A 20,918-nucleotide genomic window follows, 5' to 3' on the forward strand; every position below is an offset into this window, starting at 1 on the left:
GTTATTGATTTTTTGGCGTGAAAATAATGTTGTTGATATAGCTGGTTTTGTTTTTTTCATCGTTAGTGTTTTGGATCAGAATCTCTTCCGTCAGAAGTTCCAGCTCAAAACTCCTGCGGTTAAGGTATTTTGCATCGTATCCCCAGTTTTTAATTTCAGAAATATCGTTCCAGATGGGATTTTCGTGGTGTCTTTGCTCCATTTCCACCATCAGGGTGGGACGGAACTGCCTGATAATCTTTTCAGCACCGGACAATGTTTTCATTTCATTGCCTTCCACATCTATTTTAATAAAATCCAGTCTGTCGAAATGCTCTATGGCCGCCCATTCATCCAGTTTAATCACTTTTACCTTTTCGGTGTAGCTTTTTTCTTCATCTTTTTCTTTGTAGGAGGTATTTAAAGTTCCGCGGGAAGCAATCAGCCTGCCGTTAATCACAGGAACCTTGAATTCGGCCGTTGTATTTTCGTCAGAAAGCGCCAGGGGGAATATCCTCATTCCTGGAAACAATCTTTTCAGACGGCGATACAGTTTTTTGTTCGGTTCAAAACCATAAATATGCTCATGATCCAGCTTATTCTCCAACTGATAGAGAAAAGTTCCTACATTAGCTCCAATGTCCAGTATTACAGCTTTTTTCGGAAGATATTCCTTGATCCATACCAGCTCCGGTTCTACATTCCGTTCCGAAAAATTTTCTTTGGTAAGATGGGCTAAATTTTTAAAATATCTTTTCTTGTAAAAACTCGGACTTATATATTGTAGCTTTTCTGCAATTTTCTGGTATAAAGACATCCCTGGTTGTTTGACGAAAAGCAAAGATAAACAAAAATGTTAAACTAATGTTAAAAAACAGGAAATATAATCAATTGATTATCAGTTTGTAGCTTTTAAACTAATATTTGTAAATAAAATAATTTTATAAGATAGAAGCTTTAATGTAATATTTTAAACTTACTACATCAGCGGAAATCTGTGTATTGTGTGGGAGATAAAAATTAACCACAAAAAGCCATTTAATGATTCATTTTATAGTCAATCATGGGAAGATTCAGATACTGGCATTTCTTCTGTTTACATTTTTTTATGAACTAAATTAATTCCAAATACAGGGAATGTCCATTTTATAGGGTATTCGGGTAAAAATAGTGAAAATATACACTTGCTATATTAATAATAAATTTTATATTTACTACCGTCATCCATAATTTTTATATGGATATATTATGACTATGATCACCAATTACAAAGATTATACAGATTCCATTGAAAGTTTAAAACAAAAGGTTTTAAATGATGATTCGCTGGCTCATTACAAAGACAATCCTTTTGTAAGCATCAAGACAGATACGGATCAGTTTTTTACCAACCTTAATAAATATCATCTGTTGCCGGACAGTTCAGCTTTTGACAGAAGTTCTTCTTTTTTCAAAAATGTTGTACTGTATCAGCTTATTAACCAATTGGACACCCAGTGTAACTATCAGCTTTTTACAGATGAGCTGATCAGTATCCATCAGCGCGAACATATTCCCAAAACCAGCCTGTTCTGCTCATTTCATTATGGAGCTTTTATACAGATTCCGGCCATCCTTAAAATGCTGGATATAGATTTCGTGGTCATATCTCTTACCATCGACAGTTATGATGTGGTGAACTGGGATACCAAAGATAAAAGCGATGTGGCAGACAGGGAAAGAATAGACCAGCCGGTCTCCATCAATCCGTTTGAAAAAGAAAGCATATTTAAAATATACAAATACCTGAAGAAGGGAGTCAGCGTACTGATCTATCTGGATGGGGTTCAGGCCAATATTGACCAGCAGGATAAAAGGATCAAAAAAATTGATTTTCTCACCCAGCAACTGATGTTGTCTTCAGGAATCATGGAAATTTCTCAAAAATTAAAAGTTCCCGTGGTTCCGGTAATTGCTGAAAGAACTGAAGATCACAAAATAAAAGCAGTATTTCATCATCTTGAAAACAGGGAGGATTTCGAAAGGGAAAATTATGCCGGGGATTTTATACAGGAAGCCGTGAATGTTCTCTGCTCATACCTGCAGAAAGATCCTGCACAATGGCAGGAATGGACTCACATTCATCAGAAAATGATCTACAGACAGCCGGAAAATTCTGTCAAAAAAGGTTTTTTTGAAAGATTCCTGGAACGGGCCAGACAGTCTATGTATAAACCCAACTCAAAATCACTGCTCAAATTCAACCGGGAAGATTATGAGATCATCAGCATCCATCATGAATCTTATATTGTCTGCATCCGCAATTATGTAAGCTTTAAGATCACAGACAAGCTCCGGCAGATTCTTTTATCGCTGGAAAAATCTGAAGTTACGCTCCGTCATCTGACAAAATTTGTTCCCCCGGGCCTGCTGAAAGATCTCTTACAGAATAAAATCATTATTTCACGATAACCAACCAACACCAAAAAACTAAACCATCATATGAATGTTGTCATAACCGGAATGGGGATCATCTCTTCATTGGGAAAGAATCTTGAGGAAAACAGGACTAATCTGTTTTCCGGGAAAACCTATATAACCCTCCCTGAGTTTTTGCAGACCCACAACAGTCATTTTTCTGTAGGGGAAGTAAAATACAGTGATAACTCATTGCAGCAGATGGCGTCTGCCGATGATAAAAAAAAATCAAGATCTGCCTATCTCTCGGTAATTTCAGCAAAAGAAGCTCTGAAAGATGCAGGGATTGAACCGGGTTTGTATCCCGGAAAAACAGCACTGTTATCAGGTTCCACGGTAGGTGGTATGCGGGAAACAGAAATCATCTACAAAGATTATTTTCACAATGATTTTGAAGGAGAATATCTTGAGAATCATGAAGGAGCCAGTACGGTGGAAGATCTTGCAGACCTGTTAAAGACAGACCTCAATATCTCGGTAAACACCGCCTGTTCATCATCACTTAACACCATTATGGCAGGTGCACGCCTGATCAAAAACGGGATGTGTGATCTTGCTATTGTAGGAGGGGCTGATGCTTTGTCAAAATTTACACTCAACGGTTTCAATTCTCTTTTACTGCTGGATAAAGACATCTGCCGTCCTTTTGACCGGGAGAGAAGAGGTATTAACTTGGGTGAAGCTGCCGGTTTTCTGGTTTTGGAATCTGAAGAATCTGCCCGTAAAAGAAATAAAAAACCTTATGCTTTAGTGGCAGGGTATGGGAATGCCAATGATGCATTTCATCCCTCTTCCTCTTCCGAAGAGGTTACAGGACTTCAGCTATCCATGACGAAAGCATTAAATGAAGCTGAGCTAAGCCCGTCTCACATAGATTACATCAATGCACACGGAACAGGAACCAGAAATAATGACAGTACAGAGATTGCTTCCATGAAAAAGATCTTCGGAACAGTTCCCGTGTTCAGTTCTACCAAATCGTTAACCGGACATTGTCTGGCCGCTGCAGGAGTGGTAGAATCTATATTTTCAGTGATTTCACTTCAGGAGAACAGACCTGTTGCCAATTATAATTTCCAACATCCTATAGAAGATATTCTTCCGTATACCGGAGAAGCTTTCGGCGGGGAGATCCGGCATGTGATGAACAATTCCATTGCAATGGGAGGCTTTTGCTCAACGTTAATCTTTTCAAAATTAAGCTGATGAAATTCTATATTGAAAACTCTTATGGTATCGGTCCGTTTGAAAACCGCGATTTTAAAGACTTCGAAACGCGGAAAACCCAGGATGGAGATGTCTTTAAGGTAATTGAGCCTGATTATTATGAGTGCCTGAAAACCCATATTGTAAGAAGAGGATCAAGAAGTGCGAAATTCGGGATGTATGCCGCTCTGAAGTGCATGGAAAACCAAAACCCGCAAAATATTGAAGGAATCATGGTGGGCACCTCACTGGGAGGACTGAGGAATTTTGAAGAATTTACGCTTCAGATGATTGATCTTGAAGAGGTGAATATGTCACCCAATCCATTTATCCAGTCTCTTCACAGTACCTTATCCGGAAATCTGGCTATAGAACTGGGAACACATGCCTATAATATAACTTATACCAACCGTGGAAATGCTTTTGAAACAGCCCTGCTGGATGCGGAAATGAGTTTTATGGAAGGGCAAGAGCAAATACTCTTAGGTTCTTCAGATGAAAATTCAGTGAATTATCAGTTTTCTGTTGTCAAAGATCATTTTCTGGATCAGGACAATGTATCGCAGGCTGTATCCGGAGAAGGAGCCGCATTCTTTAAGCTGGTCAGCAGAAAAAGTCAGGATACGGTTACTGTAACTGATGTGGCAACATTTTATAACATCGGTCACGAAGAGTTTAAAGATAAAATTTCAGAACTTCTGGATAAGAATGGAATTCATAAAGATGATATCAGTCTGGTTATTTCAGGGCTTAAAAAAGATATGTCCGAAGATATACATCCCGGAGAAATAACCTTATTCTATAAAGATTTCGTAGGAGAATACCCAACCTCCATCTCTTTTGCAATGTGGCTCGGAGAAAATATAATCCGAAAGAATACGGTTCCTGATATTTTTGGAAAAAAAGAACCTGAAGAAATCAGCAACATCCTGATATTAAATGAATACCGAAAATATAAATCTGTCATCATCCTTTCAAAACACTAGAACTATTGGCTAAAATAGGCATCATATCACCTCCTACCCTGGGACATGTAAATCCTTTTTTGATATTGGGCAAAGCGCTCATCAAAAGAGGACATGACGTTGTTTTCTTTCAGCAGATTGACATGAAAGACAAAATAGAACATGCTGGAATTACGTTTCGCAGGATAGGAAAATCCTTACCCTCAGATTCTATAAAAACTGTACAAAAGGAACTTGGACATAAACATGGCTTAGAGGCGATGCGGTTCTGGATGAAACAGCAGATCGGGCTGTTCAAAATGTGGTTCATAGACCTTCCCAAACTCATCGATCATGAAAATTTAGACTGCTTACTGGTTGACCAAAGCGATCCTGTAGGAGCATGTGTGGCAGAGTACAAAAATATTCCTTTCATCACGGTCTGCATGGGTCTTGATCTGGACTGGGAAGAAGGAATCCCTCCGTTTTTCCTCGATTGGGAATATGGAGAGGATGAAAAGCAGATCATCCGGAATAAGATCGGATTCAAAAATTTTGTGAAGGATTTTCAGCCTTTATTTGATTATGTAAACAAAAAAAGAGAGGAATACCAAATTCCCCCTTATGACTATACCAAAACGCTTTATCCCGTTTCACCTGTTGCTCAGATTGCCCAGATGCCTGGATTTCTGGATTATCCGAGAAAACATAAACCGGAAATATTTTACAATACAGGTCCGTTTATTGACGAAGACCCTGCAGCTGACATCGGATTTCCGTATGAAAGACTTAACGGAAATCCTCTGGTCTATATTTCTTTAGGAACTATCCTCAATATGAGGTCTGATGTTTTTGAAATGATCGGGGAAAGCTTTTCAGATATTCATGCCCAGCTGCTTATTTCTACGGGAAACAAAGCCACAGAGATCAGCACGGATGTATTACCGGAAGACACCATTATCTGTGAGTATGTACCTCAGCGCAAAGTGCTGGAAAAATCTTCATTATGCATTACCCACGGGGGAATGAATACGGTGATGGATGCGCTGAGCCAGGGAGTCCCTGTTCTCGTTATTCCGATCTCCTTTGACCAGCCGGGAACAGCAGCAAGAATAAAATATAAAAAAGCCGGAGAATTTATAAAGTTCAGCACCCTTTCTAAAGAAGTGATCAACGAAACGGTGAAAAAGATCATGAACGATCCCGCCTATTACGAGAAAGCCAAAGAAATGAAAAAAGCTTTTTCAGAGCTCAACGGCCTGGAAACTGCCATCAATATAATAGAGAAAAAAATAAAAGACCATGTTTGACAACGATAATTTAACTGCCCTGGAAGCTCAGCGGCAGGCTACCTTCATCTGCTATGCCCCCATGATATTTCAGTCCGTAAAAACCATGCTGAACCTGGGAATTATGGATGTTCTGAAAAAAGCAGGTGATGAAGGCACCACGATAGATGAAATTTCACAGGAGACCGGAGTCTGGAAATACGGGGTACGGGTCCTGCTGCAGTCTGCTTTGGGCGCCGGAGTCGTTTACCAGAAGGATGAAAAATTTAAACTTACCAAAACAGGAGTATTCCTTATTTCCAAGCAGCTTGCCGCGCAAATCCACATCAATTTTGTGAATGATGTATGTTACAACGGGATGTTTTATCTGGAAGACAGTATTAAAAATAAAAATGCTGAAGGGCTAAAGGTGTTAGGGGATTGGGATACTATTTATGATGGCCTTTCCGAGCTTTCTCCTGATGTAAAGAAAAGCTGGCTGGACCTGGATCATTATTTTTCTGATGTTTCCTATGACGCAGCCTTTGAGATCCTCAGCAAAGAAAGCTTCACCAATATCCTGGATCTGGGAGGCAACACGGGTAAATTCTGCAGATATCTGATCCAAAAGATGCCGGACATTCAGTTTACCATTGGTGATCTTCCCGGACAGATCGGGATGGCACGAAAGGAAATGGCAGCTTCCGGTCTGGACACGTCCAATATACATTATCAGACGCTGAATATTTTAAATGAAGATTCCGAACCCGAAGGTAAATTTGATATCATCTGGATGAGCCAGTTCCTGGATTGTTTTCACGAAGATGATATTACGTCTATTCTTAAAAAATGTAAGAAAGCACTCGCTGAAAACGGACGGATTTTTGTGCAGGACGCATTCTGGGACCGACAGCGGTTTGAAACAGGAGCATTTTCTCTGCAGCAGTTCTCATTATATTTTACGGCAATGGCCAACGGAAGAAGCCAGATGTACGACTTTCCGACTTTTAAAGAAGCCGTTGAAAAGGCAGGACTTGAGATCATAGAAATCCATGACCATATCGGGCGCAGTAATAGCCTTTTAAAAATAAAGTAACATTTCCTGCTATGTATTTTCTTCTGTATTCACATAATGTAGTGGTATCCGGTAAAGACAAAGCCGCGATCTGTGATCTGCAGCACGCACGGGTGATGTATATTCCGAATGCGTTCACTGCAGTTCTGGAAAAGCTGAAAACAATGGATGTGAATCAGGTAAAAAACAGTTTGTTTCAAAATAATCCAGATCTGCTGGAACAATATCTGGCTAAGCTGATAGATCATAAAATGGGAAGGTATGTTGATGATCCTGAATCTTTCCCGGAGCTGGATTTTTCCTATCATTTCCCTGGAACCATCCACTCTGCGGTTATGGAAATAGATTTTGAAAGCTATGATCCCGTTCCCGTTATTACAGATCTGGATCACTGCGGATGCCGTCATCTTGAGCTCAGAATAAAGACAGGTACCTCAAATCTGTCCCGATTACAGGAACTTCTGGAGATCTGGGAAGAAAATATGGTACAGTCTATAGACATTCTCTGGGAAGATGGTGAGACATGTGAAAAAGAAGCAGAGGACCTTTATCATATGTTTCAGAAAATCAATTCTGTCACGGTATGCAATGCTCCCATGGAAAAAGAGGGAACATCTGTGAAATTCACCAATTGTTCTCTGCAGGAATTGGAACGCAGAGGTTTTAAAGCTGACAAGCTGATCCTTGATATGAAGTATTACTGTGAAAGTCTTATGTACAATACCACATATCACCAGAAGGCAGCCATTGATTATTCAGGAAATATTAAAAATATCATTTTTGACCCCAACAGTTTTGGAAATGTAAATCAGAACAGACTTTCTGACATCGTCAACAGCAGTGAATTTCAGAAATTATGGAGGATCAGTGCAGACCAGATTGAGGATGTAAAGGATTCTCCGCTTCGCCATGTTACCTATAATCCTTTTCCAGTATATGAGAAGGACGGAAAATATTTTATCAACCATTTAAACTAAAGATGTTGAAGAAAATTGCTTTAATAACCGGAGCCGCAAAAGGTCTGGGAAGAAATATTGCTCTTGAAATGGCCGGGCAGGGCATTGATCTGATCCTGCATTATAACCGTTCGGAAGATGAGATGAAATCCCTCATGGAAGAAATCGCCCAATATCCGGTTGCCGTTTATCCCGTACAGGGAGATTTTACCGACAACGCGCTTCTGGATCGTTTTTTTGAAGAAAAAATAGTCCCGTTATTCAGTGAGCAGACCTATTCCGGGCTGGATTACCTGATCAATAATGCCGGAATTTATGAGTTTGACAATTTTAACAAGCTTAATACGGAGTTTCTGGACAGGATATTCAATATTAATTTTAAAGCGCCTCTGCTGCTTATGAAAAACTGTCTGAAATACATGAATGATAACGGACGTATCATTAATATCCTTTCCACAACCGCTCAAAGACCCTACAAGAAAATGATCGGTTACGGAGCGTCGAAGGCAGCGCTTCAAAATGCATCAAAAGCAATGGTTCCGGACTTTGGAAAAAGAGGAATTACCGTCAACAACATCATTCCCGGAGTTCTTGCCATCGACAATAAAAAAATGGGCGTAAGCGAAAAGATCATCAGTGAAATGTACATTAAGAATTATGCCGTAAAAAGAACCGGAATTCCGGAAGATATTACAGGATTGATCATGTTTCTGACCGGGGAAGGCTCGGGATGGATCACCGGTGAGAATATTGAAGTATCAGGAGGATATATATACCAGTAAACTATGAAAGATATAGAAACCCGTCTCAGAATATTACATAAACTGTTTAATAAATATTCGGAACAGTCTGAAGTTTATCTTCATTCCGAATACCTGCACAGAGATATCAGATCACCAAAGGCTGTTCTGGAAATCGTCAGGGAAACCGTAGATATCAGGAGTGCCGTAGATATAGGATGCGGCCTGGGATCCTGGCTTTCCGTACTTATAGACCAGGGTGTGGATGATGTGCTCGGAATCGATGGAGATCACCTTCCATTGGATAAAATCATGATTCCCGAAGATAAGCTGCTTCGTACAGACCTTGATAAAGCTTATCCCGAAATCGGCAGAAAATATGACCTTGCGATATGCCTGGAAGTGGCGGAACACCTCAGCCCGGATTCTGCGGATGCGCTGGTAAAGTTTCTGACCGGTCTCAGTGATGCCGTTCTTTTCTCCGCCGCGATTCCTTACCAGGGAGGCATTAATCACGTTAATGAACAATGGACAGAATACTGGAGAGAGAAATTCAATCAGGCAGGTTTTGAATATTATGATCTGATAAGGAGCAGAATATGGAACAGCCCGGACGTAAAATGGTGGTATAAACAGAACTGTTTTCTGGTACTGAAGAATGATGTATTCAAAGGTCTGGAACAGAAAGAAATCCTGAACCTTGTACACCCTGAACTCTTCCTTCAATACAGAATACTTAATGAAAAATAACATCAGATAAATATCCGTTTACCATCAATCATGAAAAAAACAATCGATTTTAGGATCAAGTTTCTACTCCTGCTCACCTTCCTTTCCTCTGCCGGATTAGCCGCTCAGGTTAAAATAAGCGGAACGGTTACCGATGCGGGAGAAAAGCCTGTTTCCGGGGCCATTGTTTTTATCGAAAATCACTTTTCCGAAGCTGATACTGATGAAAACGGGAAATTTGAAATCATAAGCGACGATTTAAAATCCGGCGATCATATTACGCTGATGGTTCACAAAAAAGGGTTTACAGATAAGGCTCTGGAGATCAATATTTCCGGACAGGTGGTTACCGACCTGAAAATCAACCTTGGGATAAAAGTAGCAATAGTAGATGAAGTGTATATTGATAAAATACAGATCAAAGACATACAGGAGCAGAAGCCGTTTGCTAAAAGTGACATCGATGTGATTCTGGGCTCTCCCGAATCTTCCGTGCTGGCTTCAATGAGTTATCTTCCCGGAGTTCAGCAGGTAGGAGAAACCGGAGAACTGTCTGTTCGTGGTGGTGAAGGATTGGAAACACGGTATCTTTTCGATGGGATGCTCGTCAATAATATGGTTGGCGCCAATATAGACGGGCAGGCCGGTGGTTCCAGACTTTCTCCTTCGTTATTCAGGGAAATGGCGATCATTCAGGGTGGATTTTCCGCAGAGTATGGCAATGCGCTATCATCTGTGGTAAGAATGACCTCAAAAGATGTTGCGCCCAGCAAAAACCTGAATTTTCTTTTGTCTCCTTTTTCCCTGGACACTCAAATGGCAATGCCGATAAAAGCTGAAAACAAGCAGTCGGTAGAAGTCGGAATCAATCTTATGGATTTTGATCTTTATGCCCGGAATATTAAAGATGATCTTGATTACCAATCGCTGAAAAACGGGCCTTATACCCTTACCGGCAATTTATTTTACAAGAATAATTTTTCGGATAAGTTGAAATTCAGGTATTTTTCCAATAATTCCTTTACAAGAATTGATGCGCTTGCACTGGATATTGACAATCCTGTACAGGAGCTTTCCTCCAGGGTAAAGAATTTAAACTATTTCAATCAAGCAACGCTTACTTATGAACGCAATGCTAATACAAAGTTTTTCTTCGGAATCAACAATACGTTTAATACCGACGAAACCCTGTATGGTAAAAACGGGAATTTCCTTCTTTACAGGAAAGATTTTAACATCACCCAGTTTAAAACAAGCCTGAATAAAAAGCTCAAAAAAAATACATTCATCAATACAGGAATAGAATATTTTATCGAAAACTCTGACCTTATTAATGGAGACCGGTCTGTGGATTATTTAAACAACTATGCAGGCCTGTATACTGAACTTACCACCAAATTAATCAGGAATCTGTATGCCAGCATCGGAGCAAGGGGAGAATATTCATGGCTGGTAAAGAAAGCCAATCTTGGAGGCAGGTTCGATGTTAAGTACCTTGATAATGCCAATGAAAATGAAGTGGGTATTTCATACGGAAACTTTTACCAGCAACCGGGAATCGTCTACAATTCTAATATGAACGACCTTGATTTCTCGAGAGCAGACCATTCTATTCTCTATTACCGATACAAAAACAACGGCCGTAATTTTTCACTGGAACTTTATCATAAAAAGTACAGCAACCTGCTTCTGTACACTCCTGAACAGGCAACTTATAACGGTTACGGCTACGCCAGAGGTTTGGATGTATACTTCCGGGATGGAAAGACTTTCGACCGTATGGAGTACAGGATCAGCTATTCCTATACAGACGCCAAAAGAAAATACCTGAACTATCCCGATGAAGCGCCATTTCACCTTAACTCTAAAAACAAGTTTACCCTATCTGCCAATTACTCTTTGTTTGATGGCAACCTGTTGTTGGGCGCATTCTATAATTATGCCTCCGGGAGGCCGTATTATAATCCCGGACTGGGGCCTGATGCCTTTAATTCGGAAAGGACACGGGATATTCATGATCTGTCTTCCAACCTTATTTATTCATTCAATGTTAAAAATTCAGCTATGCTGCTTATTTTATCAGTCAGCAACCTGTTGGGAAACAATAAAATATATGGCTATACCTATTCTGAAAACGATCCTTACATCAGAAGGGAGGTCTCACCTATGTACAGGCGATTCTTTTTTATCGGACTGAATATTGCTTTCGGTCTCAATAAAAATAACGATCTTATTGATCAGATTTTAAAACGGAAATAAAACTATTTATATGAAAAACTACACCTCAGCACTTTTTTTGTTTCTTTTGATGGCATTTGGCTTTATTCACGGGCAGACTGCTGCTCCTGCCCAGGATTACAACAAAACACTTTTACAGACCGTAAAGGAGCTTAACCAGTCTACCAATCAGGAAGCTTACGAAAAAGTACTGTATAAATTTGAAAGACTTAATACCCTGAAACAGGAAAAGGACTGGATTTTACTGTACAATATTGCTTACTGTAAAATAGTCCTTTCCAGATGGAAAGAAGGAACTGCTGATCTTGAAGATGCGGTGGCCAAGCTTCAGAAAGCCGCCAGGCTGAGTCCTAACAACAGCGAAATTCTTACCCTTGAAAGCAGAGCCTATGTTTTGCTTATCGGAAAAAATACGACCAAAAACGGCCCTAAATATACGCAACAATGCAAAAGCAACCTGGACAAAGCTATTTCGCTGAATAAAAACAATCCGCGGGCTTATCTTGTCTATGGAATGTACTACGTCTATTTTCCTAAAATTGTAGGCGGAGACCCGGAAAAAGGCTGTAAGATTTTTAATCAGGCCGCCAGCTTATATAACCAGACCAAGCCGGATCCCAATTCTGTAAAGCCGCAATGGGGTAAAGAGCTGAATGAATGGTATATAAAAAATAACTGTAAATAATGATTCTGATACTGGGTTCTCATCACTATGAACAGGGTACTGATCCTGTGATCGACTGGCTTATTTACTATAAAGTTCCTTTTCTCAAGATCACGTTAAATGATTTGTTTTACGCTGAAAACGGACTTTCGGTGAATATCGGGAAACGGCAGATCTTTTATCGGGGTATCAATCTTAACGAAGAAGTTAATGTGGTGTGGTACAGACATTTTATGGAAGCATATACACCACTTCTTGAGGAAAAAGACCCGATAAGCACCAGAATGAATAAAGAGACCCATAATGAGATCAGCTGCTTTATGGAAATGTTTCAGGAATACCTCAAGGATAAAAAATGGTTTTCCGGAATGGATGCAGTATACCTCAATAAGCTTACCGCACTTAATGCCGCTGAGGAAGCAGGGTTTAAAATTCCTTATTCGGCGATATTGACCTCCAGAAGAGAAGTTCTCCGTTTATTGGAAGAGCAGAAACTGGAGAAGCTTATCATGAAACCCTTTTCAGACAGGAGTAAATCGTATTACACCATAGGAGAGCGGTCATACGTAACCTTTGTACAGGAATTTTCCAAAAAAGATGCAGAAAGTCTGCAGGATCGATTTTTTCCGGCTCTTTTTCAGGAAAAAATTGAGACTGATTTTGAAATCCGGGTGTTTTATCTTAACGGAAACTGCACTTCTACTGCCATACTAATTGATGGAGGCTATGATACAGACGACCGGAAAAAAATAACAGACAGCAACAGGATCAGCGTAGTACAATATGCTCTTCCGAAGACTGTTGAGGAGCAGCTGGTCTATCTGATGAAAACACTGAACCTGATGATGGGCTCTGTAGATCTTATCCGTACCCTACGGGGAGATTTTGTCTTCTTAGAGATCAATCCGATAGGCCAATACTCCTATGAATCAGAGAAAAACAATTTTTATACGGAGAAAAAAATCGCAGAATGTTTAATGCACTATAATAAGTTCACCAAATCATGAAAAAAATTTTGTTGGAATGAAAATAAATAGTAATTTACCACTGTTTTACTGCTTTTTATCAGAAATTAAAAATGAAGACCTAAAAGAATTGAATATTAATCGACGATTTGGCAAAAGTAAGGCACATGACGCAAAACGTTATATTAAAAAAATAAGCTTTAAACCAATTACCGTACTGTACTTATAAAACTAATATCTTATGGAAACGAAAAACGCAGATCTTCTCGTTGAGGAGCTGAAAATGAAGATTATTGAAGAAATGAATCTTGTAAAAGTAAATCCCGAAACCATTACAGCGGATACTGCACTGTTCAGAGAAGGACTGGGACTGGATTCCATAGATGCTCTGGAACTCGTGGTGATATTTGAGCGTGATTACGGAATAGATGTGGAAGATATTGAAGCCATTTCATCACACTTTGCAACCATGGGAACTTTAGCCCGGTTTGTAAGCGATAACAGAACAAAATAATCACTTCATTCTTATCATTATGGCTGATTATTCCCTGGTTTCGAAAATTGATCTCGTTAAAGTGAGCGATTCATTTTATACGGCTAGCTACGGAAATAAAATATTTTCTATAGGAAATATTCTGTATGAAGTACTGAGCCTTCTTAAAAATGAAGAATCTATTGGTGATATTAAAACTAAAATCAATCAGAGATATAATGTAAACATCAATGAGACTTTCATCAGCAGTGAAATCGAAAAATTCACCAACAAGCTGGTTCAGACCCATGAGAAAAGAAGTGCTACGATAGACTATATTTATCTTAAATTCAAATTATTTGGAAAGAATGTTATAGATAAACTATCTGCTCCTCTTCTTATTCTTTTCAACAGATATCTTTTTCCTGTTCTTGTTTTGGTCTCATTAATCGCCAGCGTACTTCTTGCTTATGTAATGTATACCGACGGGGTATGGACTATAGAATCTTCGCTGAAACATTCTTTAACAGGAATTGTTCTGATCTATCTGGGTTTTGCCGCCATCGGACTGTTTCATGAACTCGGCCATGCCACTTCATCAAGGTTCTATGGCAAACCCTCTGAAGAAATAGGATTCGGCTTTTATCTGATATTCCCCGTTTTTTATACGGACGTGACCAAAATATGGAATCTGGGGAAAAACAAGAGGGTAATGGTCAATCTTGCAGGCATCTATTTCCAGCTGCTCATTAATCTTCTTTTTTATGTATTGTATATATCCATCAGCAATGTAGAGGTGAAAATAGCGATTAAATTCTTCTTTCTGTCCAATATTATCCTGCTGGTCTATTCTTTAAATCCCTTTTTAAGAAATGACGGATATTGGGTATACAGTGATTTTTTCGGCATTCCGAATCTGATGAGTGAAGCAACAGCCTTTCCACGGAGATTATACGGTAAACTTACTGAGCCTGTTTCTTTCAGGCAGAAAATGAGTTTCGTGTTCCGCAATAAGGCTCTCGGAATCTATTCTGTATTGCTGTATATTGTTTTTATTCTGTTGATTGCTTTATTCATCTGGCTTACCTATCAGAATACAACAGGAATCATTGAAATGTTCGGTACTTTCAGGACACCTGAGTGGGGATCATTTGATTCTTATTATAAGCTAAGTCATCTTGTGGTAGGGCTTGGAATCAATATTTATTTTTTAATTGTCATTATTAAAAGACTTGGGAAAAGTACCCGTAGACTTCCCATCTAAGATAAAAGGGTAATGAAAGACATTATCCTCATTTTAACCATCATAAACCAAATTCTTATGGAAAATCAAGAACTAGAGTTAGAGCTTTTAGAAGGATTCAATTCTGTTGAATTAGAAGAAAGACTAGAAATGGTAAACCTTACAGTATTAGCTGGAGAAGCTGCTGCTGCAAGTTTACTATGTGATTTCGGTTCTGTAGAAGTGAGTGCTCCTGCACAATAATCTCTGCAGTAACTACTGATGAACTATGGGCGGAGCTTAAAAGTTCCGCCTTTTTAATAGATTAACATGATATTGAAATGAAACAAAACAGATTCCTGAGGATTATAGTATTTTTTGTCATCGCTACCGTCTTATCCAACCTGTTCCGGTTCGATGTATTTTCTTTAAAGGAAAATTTACAGACCCTTCCTGAGTGGATGTACATCATCCTTATTACTTTGCTGGAAGGGAGCGGTATACTCGTAGGAACTGTTATAGCTTTTTGCTTCTTTTATAAAAGAAAAGAGTCGGATGCCACTCTTTTTGGGACTTCGCCCGGATACAGCATTCTGATGATGACAGTGCCGGTAATTCTCTTCACTGTGATCGGCGTTAGCAACAGCATCAGTATGAACAGCCATTTCTATGGCTTTTTTACCATTTTGTGTACATTAGTATATTGTATTATTGAGGAATACGGCTGGCGGGGATATCTCCAGGGGGAACTTCAGGACCTGAAACCCTGGAAAAAATATGTTCTTATCGGGCTTATTTGGTATACATGGCACCTGCCGTTTCTAACAGAAACCAACATCTTAAACAATCTGCTTTTTCTGGGTGGATTGATCCTCGGAAGCTGGGGAATCGGGCAGGTCGTTATTTCAACACGCTCCATCTGTGCCTGTGCCTGCTTCCATCTTCTTGTACAGATTTTATTATATAATTCATTGATTAAAAACGGAATAGATCCTAAGCAGAAACAGATTATAATTGGCGTATGCATTATTCTCTGGATACTGATCATTAAAAGATGGGAAAAAGCCAATAAAAACAGGCAGCCGGAATTAAAAAAATAATGCAGAAGTTCACATAAGTTCTTAAAAAATCAAAGATTTTTAACCAGAAAAATATCCATAAGCATCTGTGAAGATCTGTGTCATCTGTGGGAAATAAAAATAACCACAAAAGGCACAAAAGTTTTAAACACTTAAGTAATTTGAAGTTTCATATTAGAATGCATAAAAGTTCACCTAAGTTTTAGAAAAAATCAAAGATTTTTATTCGGAATATTTATTCATAGACATCTGTGAAGATCTGTGTCATCTATGGGAAAAATAACCACAAAAGGCGCAAAAGCTTTTAATACTTGAGTTATTTGAAGTTTAATATTTAGAATGCATAGAAGTTCACCTAAGTTTTAGAAAAAATCAAGATTTTTATGCAGAACACTTATCCATAGAAATCTGTGAAGATCTGTGTCATCTGTGGGAAATAAAAATAACCACAAAAGTCACAAAAGTTTTAAATACTTAAGTAATTTGAAGTTTCATATTAGAATACATAAAAGTTCACCTAAGTTTTAGAAAAAATCAAAGATTTTTATTCGGAATATTTATTCATAGACATCTGTGAAGATCTGTGTCATCTATGGGAAAAATAACCACAAAAGGCGCAAAAGCTTTTAATACTTGAGTTATTTGAAGTTTAATATTTAGAATGCATAGAAGTTCACCTAAGTTTTAGAAAAAATCAAGATTTTTATGCAGAACACTTATCCATAGACATCTGTGAAGATCTGTGTCATCTGTGGGAAATAAAAATAACCACAAAAGTCACAAAAGTTTTAAACACTTAAGTAATTTGAAGTTTCATATTAGAATACATAAAAGTTCACCTAAGTTTTAGAAAAAATCAAAGATTTTTATTCGGAATATTTATTCATAGACATCTGTGAAGATCTGTGTCATCTATGGGAAAAATAACCACAAAAGGCGCAAAAGCTTTTAATACTTGAGTTATTTGAAGTTTAATATTTAGAATGCATAGAAGTTCACCTAAGTTTTAGAAAAAATCAAGATTTTTATGCAGAACACTTATCCATAGACATCTGTGAAGATCTGTGTCATCTGTGGGAAATAAAAATAACCACAAAAGTCACAAAAGTTTTAAACACTTAAGTAATTTGAAGTTTCATATTAGAATACATAAAAGTTCACCTAAGGTTTAGAAAAAATCAAGATTTTTATGCAGAACACTTATCCATAGACATCTGTGAAGATCTGTGTCATCTATGGGAAAAATAACCACAAAAGGCGCAAAAGCTTTTAATACTTGAGTTATTTGATATTTAGAATGCATAAAAGTTCACCTAAGTTTTAGAAAAAATCAAAGTTTTTTATGCAGAACACTTATCCATAGACATCTGTGAAAATCTGTGTCATCTGTGGGAAATAAAAATAACCACAAAAGTCACAAAAGTTTTAAACACTTAAGTAATTTGAAGTTTCATATTAGAATGCATAAAAGTTCACCTAAGGTTTAGAAAAAATCAAGATTCTTATGAAGAACACTTATCCATAGACATCTGTGAAGATCTGTGTCATCTATGGGAAAAATAACCACAAAAGGCGCAAAAGCTTTTAATACTTGAGTTATTTGATATTTAGAATGCATAAAAGTTCACCTAAGTTTTAGAAAAAATCAAAGATTTTTATGCAGAACACTTATCCATAGACATCTGTGAAGATCTGTGTTATCTGTGGGAAATAAAGGAATAACCACAAAAGGCACAAAAGTTTTTAACACTTGAGTTATTTCAAGTTTAGTATTAGAATGGATAAAAGTTCACCTGAGTTTTAGAAAAATCAAAGATTTTTATTCGGAATATTTATTCATAGACATCTGTGAAGATCTGTGTCATCTATGGAAAAAAATCCACCACAAGAATTACAGTGTTGTGACACTAAAATACACAAAGACAAAATTCCCACAGATCACCAAATTCAAAGCTGTAATCTCTTTGAAATCTTAGATCCGCAGGAACTTTAAAAAAACTACTTAATTAATTCTGAGAATATTTAGCATAAGCTTTAGCAAGCTTTTCATCGTATTTATTTTCCTTGTATCCGGCTCCATTGTAAAGCCTTGCAAAACCTGCCCAGTTTTTATTTCTGAGATGGACCAGGCATCCGTTTTTCTCCAGGAATTTTCCAAATGCTTTTAGATGTTCCCCTTCATTCATTTCCATTCTGGAAACGAAATCGTCTACATTCGGATAACCCAGATTTTCGGCATGATACCCCATGATCTGGAAACTTCCCCATGAAGCAGAAGATAATGCAGCCTCTTTAAAACTTGGGTTATTATTCAGGCCGATGGCTTCATTCAGACGGTCATATTCTTTTACACCGCCCTGATAATGCGCTCTGGTCCATTTTGGATAAAGAACGTTCCGGCTTTCGGAATTATAATAAGAATTGGGATCAATGCCTCTTTTTTTAAGTTCGTTCCAGAAAACATGGCCTTCAAACAGGATTTTAGGCTTATTATTGATCAAAAACCCTTTACCGCTGCTTTCAATCTCATTGACGGCTTTAACGGCTGCCAGTTCAAGGTTGTATTCAGCTGCGAAACTGGTCAGGTCACTTTCTTTAAGGAATTTATCCGTCTGACTGACAGGTCTTGGATCTTTTTCAAGGAGGACGGCCCAGGTTTTAACACCTGCTATTCCGTCCACAACCAGCGAGTTTTTTTGCTGGAAATCCTTTACCGCAGCATCCACTTCCAGGGTGAATGAATCCGATATTTTAACGCTGTACCCAAGTTGATAGAGGATCTCGCACAACGTGAGCACTTCCGGTGCTTTTGTGTTATATTTTAAAAGTTTCATGGTGATAGTTTTTATGATGATTAAAAGATTAAAAGATTAAAAGATTAAAAGATATCGATAAACTACTGTGAATCTTACGTCTGACATCTGATATCTGATATCTGATATCTGAAATCTGGTATCTGAAATTTACCCAACCGGTATCCTCGGCATCCTTTCACAGATCATCCCGATCAGGAAATAAGACTTGAATTTCACTTCCTCCCGCTGAAGTTTATATTCCAGATTAAGAGGCATGGCACTGCTCACGCTGAAATTCTGGTTGAGAACGGCATAATCATCAATTCTCAGTTCAATGCTGTATTCTCCGGTAGGAATTAACTGGCTGATGATCCCGGCCTCATTGCTCTCAATCTCGAAAATTCTGTTGTTATTGGTTCCTTTGATGGAAATGGCGCACTTATAAATAGGCTCATTGTTGATCTTATCCGAAATCCTGAACTGGACCATAGCGCCTAATGGCGGAGGAGGAACCGGGATTGGTGTTGGAATCGGTGTCGGGATTGGTATAGGCCTCGGGATCGTTGGAAATTTCGGGGCCCATGAACCCCATGGTCCTTTAATAGGGTTGGCGGGCTGTGGTGTTGGCTGTACAGGACTCGCTTCATGAGGAGCAGGATTGAGGGGTCTTAAATTTTTTATATTGTTCAAAAGGTTTCCTGTATTTACTTTTCCCGCGAAAGATGCAGGGGTGTCAGCTTTCATCACCTCCACAGGTTCATTATCCGGAGAAATTCTGGCTGACAGATTATTGACCACTGTTACTTTTGGAATTCCGGCGATCATAGTTTTTTTTGCTAAATAATTCAGCTGGTCGGATTTAATCGTTTTTACATTCGTTATGGCTTTCAGGAATTTCTGATTGTTATTTTTATTGACAAATACCTGCTGCTTCATCACCATCGGCCCGAAGTAAACCAGTTGTTCCGCATTGCTTACACTGGTGCTTACGATGGACGGATCGAGAATTACTTTCAAGTTTTTGATCAGAATCATGGTTTTCGGGAATGCCGGAAGCTTAAAATCATTGGAAATGGTTTGTCCGTCAGATATTTTTTTTGGTTCATTCCATTCAAACATGCCGGACAGCATAAAGTTTTTATTGAACCAGTTTCTTTTTAGATGGACGAAAGAATATTCCACTTCCACAGCCTGGATCATACTTTCATCATAATCGATGGATAAAATTTCAGAGGGTAGGTTTTCATTGCTGTTTTTCGCTTCGAAATGGAGTCCTTCCATTTCAGATTTTTCCAGCCGCATGCTGTTCCATCCGGATTCATTCTCCATAAAATCATACGGAATAAAATTAATGTCATGAATACAAGAATTGCTGATGACATCCGTTTTCTCAGCCGCCTCGAAGGTATGTTTAGCGTTCTGTGCCATCGCCAGATAAAGATCGGCATCAGATGATTTGTTAATTCTTGCCAGTTCCTTTTCTATGAGGTCTTTGTTGCCTTTCACCTTCCATTCCGAAAAAGCCAGTTCTTTGAGGTTGTTAAGACTTACAAGTTGGTCGTTCCAGTTGTTTTTTTCTTCATCGGTATCAAGTCCGTCAAACAGCTGTAAATGTTCACTCACTTTATTGATCGCATCCTCAAATAATGTCCGGTACTTTTTATAAGCCTTGAAGTCTTTGGTGTCACTATTTTTAGCGTCAAAAAGAACCGTGCTTTTAGAGTCAAGCACTTTGTCAAGATTTTCTTCCAGGTTCTTCAGGTTGTTCTTGTCCAGGATATCCCTGTAAATATCAAACAGAGAATTATTCGGGTTCAGATCCCAGAAATTGGGTGAAATAGGAACCGAGTTCAGTTCATACGCCACATTCTGCTTTTTAATGATCGAAAGCGCTTTTTTCTGCTCGTCATTCAGCAGGCTCTGGGGCTTCAGAAGTTCCAGTTCCTCATTATCATAGATCCGGAGAGAAGGGCAGATCATCGGAAGGTCATTTTCCATCGAACTCTGAGACATATAAATGTTCTTCAGCTTCTGATAGACGGCTACAAAATATTTCATGGTTATTGTTTTTAATTTAGGTGAATAACCGGCAGAAAAAATTTCCACCGGCTATTCGTATTGAGAAGGAT

At 38.5% G+C, this 20,918-nt stretch carries 18 protein-coding genes; 15 read left to right on the forward strand and 3 right to left on the reverse strand.

Annotated elements, in window-relative coordinates:
- Position 1 precedes the first annotated feature (1 nt).
- Positions 2–796, reverse strand: a complete 795-nt coding sequence (locus B7E04_RS08985; protein WP_080778339.1) for an FkbM family methyltransferase — start codon at positions 794–796, stop codon at positions 2–4.
- Between the two features lie 437 nt (positions 797–1,233).
- Here B7E04_RS08985 and B7E04_RS08990 point away from each other — a divergent pair, with 437 nt between their 5' ends.
- The 15 genes from B7E04_RS08990 (at position 1,234) to B7E04_RS09055 (ending at position 16,015) form a co-directional block, all read left to right on the forward strand.
- A complete protein-coding gene (locus tag B7E04_RS08990) occupies positions 1,234–2,430 on the forward strand; it encodes a lysophospholipid acyltransferase family protein (protein ID WP_139785368.1) in 1,197 nt (398 codons plus the stop codon).
- Positions 2,431–2,460: 30 nt separating this feature from the next.
- Entirely contained in the window at positions 2,461–3,642 is a 1,182-nt protein-coding gene (locus B7E04_RS08995; RefSeq protein ID WP_080778341.1) for a beta-ketoacyl-[acyl-carrier-protein] synthase family protein, read from the forward strand.
- Positions 3,642–4,628, forward strand: a complete 987-nt coding sequence (locus tag B7E04_RS09000; RefSeq protein WP_080778342.1) for a beta-ketoacyl synthase chain length factor — start codon at positions 3,642–3,644, stop codon at positions 4,626–4,628. The genes B7E04_RS08995 and B7E04_RS09000 overlap by 1 nt, the downstream gene beginning before the upstream one ends.
- A gap of 5 nt (positions 4,629–4,633) precedes the next feature.
- Entirely contained in the window at positions 4,634–5,896 is a 1,263-nt protein-coding gene (locus B7E04_RS09005) for a glycosyltransferase (RefSeq protein WP_165439423.1), read from the forward strand.
- Entirely contained in the window at positions 5,889–6,950 is a 1,062-nt protein-coding gene (locus B7E04_RS09010) for a class I SAM-dependent methyltransferase (RefSeq protein WP_080778344.1), read from the forward strand. The genes B7E04_RS09005 and B7E04_RS09010 overlap by 8 nt, the downstream gene beginning before the upstream one ends.
- 11 nt (positions 6,951–6,961) lie before the next feature.
- Entirely contained in the window at positions 6,962–7,906 is a 945-nt protein-coding gene (locus B7E04_RS09015; protein ID WP_080778345.1) for a hypothetical protein, read from the forward strand.
- Positions 7,907–7,908: 2 nt separating this feature from the next.
- Positions 7,909–8,667, forward strand: a complete 759-nt coding sequence (locus B7E04_RS09020; protein WP_080778346.1) for an SDR family NAD(P)-dependent oxidoreductase — start codon at positions 7,909–7,911, stop codon at positions 8,665–8,667.
- 3 nt (positions 8,668–8,670) lie between these two features.
- Positions 8,671–9,375 (forward strand): methyltransferase domain-containing protein, encoded by a 705-nt coding sequence (locus tag B7E04_RS09025; protein ID WP_080778347.1) that lies wholly within the window; start codon positions 8,671–8,673, stop codon positions 9,373–9,375.
- Positions 9,376–9,405: 30 nt separating this feature from the next.
- Positions 9,406–11,613: a TonB-dependent receptor gene (locus tag B7E04_RS09030; protein ID WP_080778348.1), complete on the forward strand. Its 2,208-nt coding sequence runs from the start codon at positions 9,406–9,408 to the stop codon at positions 11,611–11,613.
- 10 nt (positions 11,614–11,623) lie between these two features.
- Positions 11,624–12,277, forward strand: a complete 654-nt coding sequence (locus B7E04_RS09035; protein WP_080778349.1) for a tetratricopeptide repeat protein — start codon at positions 11,624–11,626, stop codon at positions 12,275–12,277.
- Positions 12,277–13,263: an ATP-grasp domain-containing protein gene (locus B7E04_RS09040; protein WP_080778350.1), complete on the forward strand. Its 987-nt coding sequence runs from the start codon at positions 12,277–12,279 to the stop codon at positions 13,261–13,263. The genes B7E04_RS09035 and B7E04_RS09040 overlap by 1 nt, the downstream gene beginning before the upstream one ends.
- Positions 13,264–13,462: 199 nt before the next feature.
- Positions 13,463–13,735 carry a phosphopantetheine-binding protein gene (locus B7E04_RS09045; RefSeq protein WP_080778351.1) on the forward strand — a complete coding sequence of 91 codons (273 nt, stop codon included), beginning with the start codon at positions 13,463–13,465 and terminating at the stop codon, positions 13,733–13,735.
- A gap of 19 nt (positions 13,736–13,754) precedes the next feature.
- Positions 13,755–14,957, forward strand: a complete 1,203-nt coding sequence (locus B7E04_RS09050) for a zinc metalloprotease (protein WP_080778352.1) — start codon at positions 13,755–13,757, stop codon at positions 14,955–14,957.
- Between the two features lie 12 nt (positions 14,958–14,969).
- Entirely contained in the window at positions 14,970–15,179 is a 210-nt protein-coding gene (locus tag B7E04_RS22125; protein ID WP_228439876.1) for a hypothetical protein, read from the forward strand.
- Positions 15,180–15,256: 77 nt separating this feature from the next.
- Positions 15,257–16,015: a CPBP family glutamic-type intramembrane protease gene (locus tag B7E04_RS09055; RefSeq protein ID WP_080778353.1), complete on the forward strand. Its 759-nt coding sequence runs from the start codon at positions 15,257–15,259 to the stop codon at positions 16,013–16,015.
- A gap of 1,985 nt (positions 16,016–18,000) precedes the next feature.
- Here B7E04_RS09055 and B7E04_RS09060 read toward each other — a convergent pair.
- Both B7E04_RS09060 and B7E04_RS09065 read right to left on the reverse strand, forming a co-directional pair.
- A complete protein-coding gene (locus tag B7E04_RS09060) occupies positions 18,001–18,828 on the reverse strand; it encodes an N-acetylmuramidase domain-containing protein (protein WP_080778354.1) in 828 nt (275 codons plus the stop codon).
- A gap of 129 nt (positions 18,829–18,957) precedes the next feature.
- Positions 18,958–20,847, reverse strand: a complete 1,890-nt coding sequence (locus B7E04_RS09065; RefSeq protein WP_080778355.1) for a hypothetical protein — start codon at positions 20,845–20,847, stop codon at positions 18,958–18,960.
- Positions 20,848–20,918: the final 71 nt, after the last annotated feature.

This window comes from Chryseobacterium phocaeense (genome assembly GCF_900169075.1).
Classification (GTDB): domain Bacteria; phylum Bacteroidota; class Bacteroidia; order Flavobacteriales; family Weeksellaceae; genus Chryseobacterium; species Chryseobacterium phocaeense.

Excerpts from the sequence above, each read along its gene's own strand:
- B7E04_RS08985 (WP_080778339.1), bottom strand. The coding sequence starts at position 796 with ATGTCTTTATACCAGAAAATTGCAGAAAAGCTACAATATATAAGTCCG.
- B7E04_RS08990 (WP_139785368.1), top strand. The coding sequence starts at position 1,234 with ATGATCACCAATTACAAAGATTATACAGATTCCATTGAAAGTTTAAAA.
- B7E04_RS08995 (WP_080778341.1), top strand. The coding sequence starts at position 2,461 with ATGAATGTTGTCATAACCGGAATGGGGATCATCTCTTCATTGGGAAAG.
- B7E04_RS09000 (WP_080778342.1), top strand. The coding sequence starts at position 3,642 with ATGAAATTCTATATTGAAAACTCTTATGGTATCGGTCCGTTTGAAAAC.
- B7E04_RS09010 (WP_080778344.1), top strand. The coding sequence starts at position 5,889 with ATGTTTGACAACGATAATTTAACTGCCCTGGAAGCTCAGCGGCAGGCT.
- B7E04_RS09015 (WP_080778345.1), top strand. The coding sequence starts at position 6,962 with ATGTATTTTCTTCTGTATTCACATAATGTAGTGGTATCCGGTAAAGAC.
- B7E04_RS09020 (WP_080778346.1), top strand. The coding sequence starts at position 7,909 with ATGTTGAAGAAAATTGCTTTAATAACCGGAGCCGCAAAAGGTCTGGGA.
- B7E04_RS09025 (WP_080778347.1), top strand. The coding sequence starts at position 8,671 with ATGAAAGATATAGAAACCCGTCTCAGAATATTACATAAACTGTTTAAT.
- B7E04_RS09030 (WP_080778348.1), top strand. The coding sequence starts at position 9,406 with ATGAAAAAAACAATCGATTTTAGGATCAAGTTTCTACTCCTGCTCACC.
- B7E04_RS09035 (WP_080778349.1), top strand. The coding sequence starts at position 11,624 with ATGAAAAACTACACCTCAGCACTTTTTTTGTTTCTTTTGATGGCATTT.
- B7E04_RS09040 (WP_080778350.1), top strand. The coding sequence starts at position 12,277 with ATGATTCTGATACTGGGTTCTCATCACTATGAACAGGGTACTGATCCT.
- B7E04_RS09045 (WP_080778351.1), top strand. The coding sequence starts at position 13,463 with ATGGAAACGAAAAACGCAGATCTTCTCGTTGAGGAGCTGAAAATGAAG.
- B7E04_RS09050 (WP_080778352.1), top strand. The coding sequence starts at position 13,755 with ATGGCTGATTATTCCCTGGTTTCGAAAATTGATCTCGTTAAAGTGAGC.
- B7E04_RS22125 (WP_228439876.1), top strand. The coding sequence starts at position 14,970 with ATGAAAGACATTATCCTCATTTTAACCATCATAAACCAAATTCTTATG.
- B7E04_RS09055 (WP_080778353.1), top strand. The coding sequence starts at position 15,257 with ATGAAACAAAACAGATTCCTGAGGATTATAGTATTTTTTGTCATCGCT.
- B7E04_RS09060 (WP_080778354.1), bottom strand. The coding sequence starts at position 18,828 with ATGAAACTTTTAAAATATAACACAAAAGCACCGGAAGTGCTCACGTTG.
- B7E04_RS09065 (WP_080778355.1), bottom strand. The coding sequence starts at position 20,847 with ATGAAATATTTTGTAGCCGTCTATCAGAAGCTGAAGAACATTTATATG.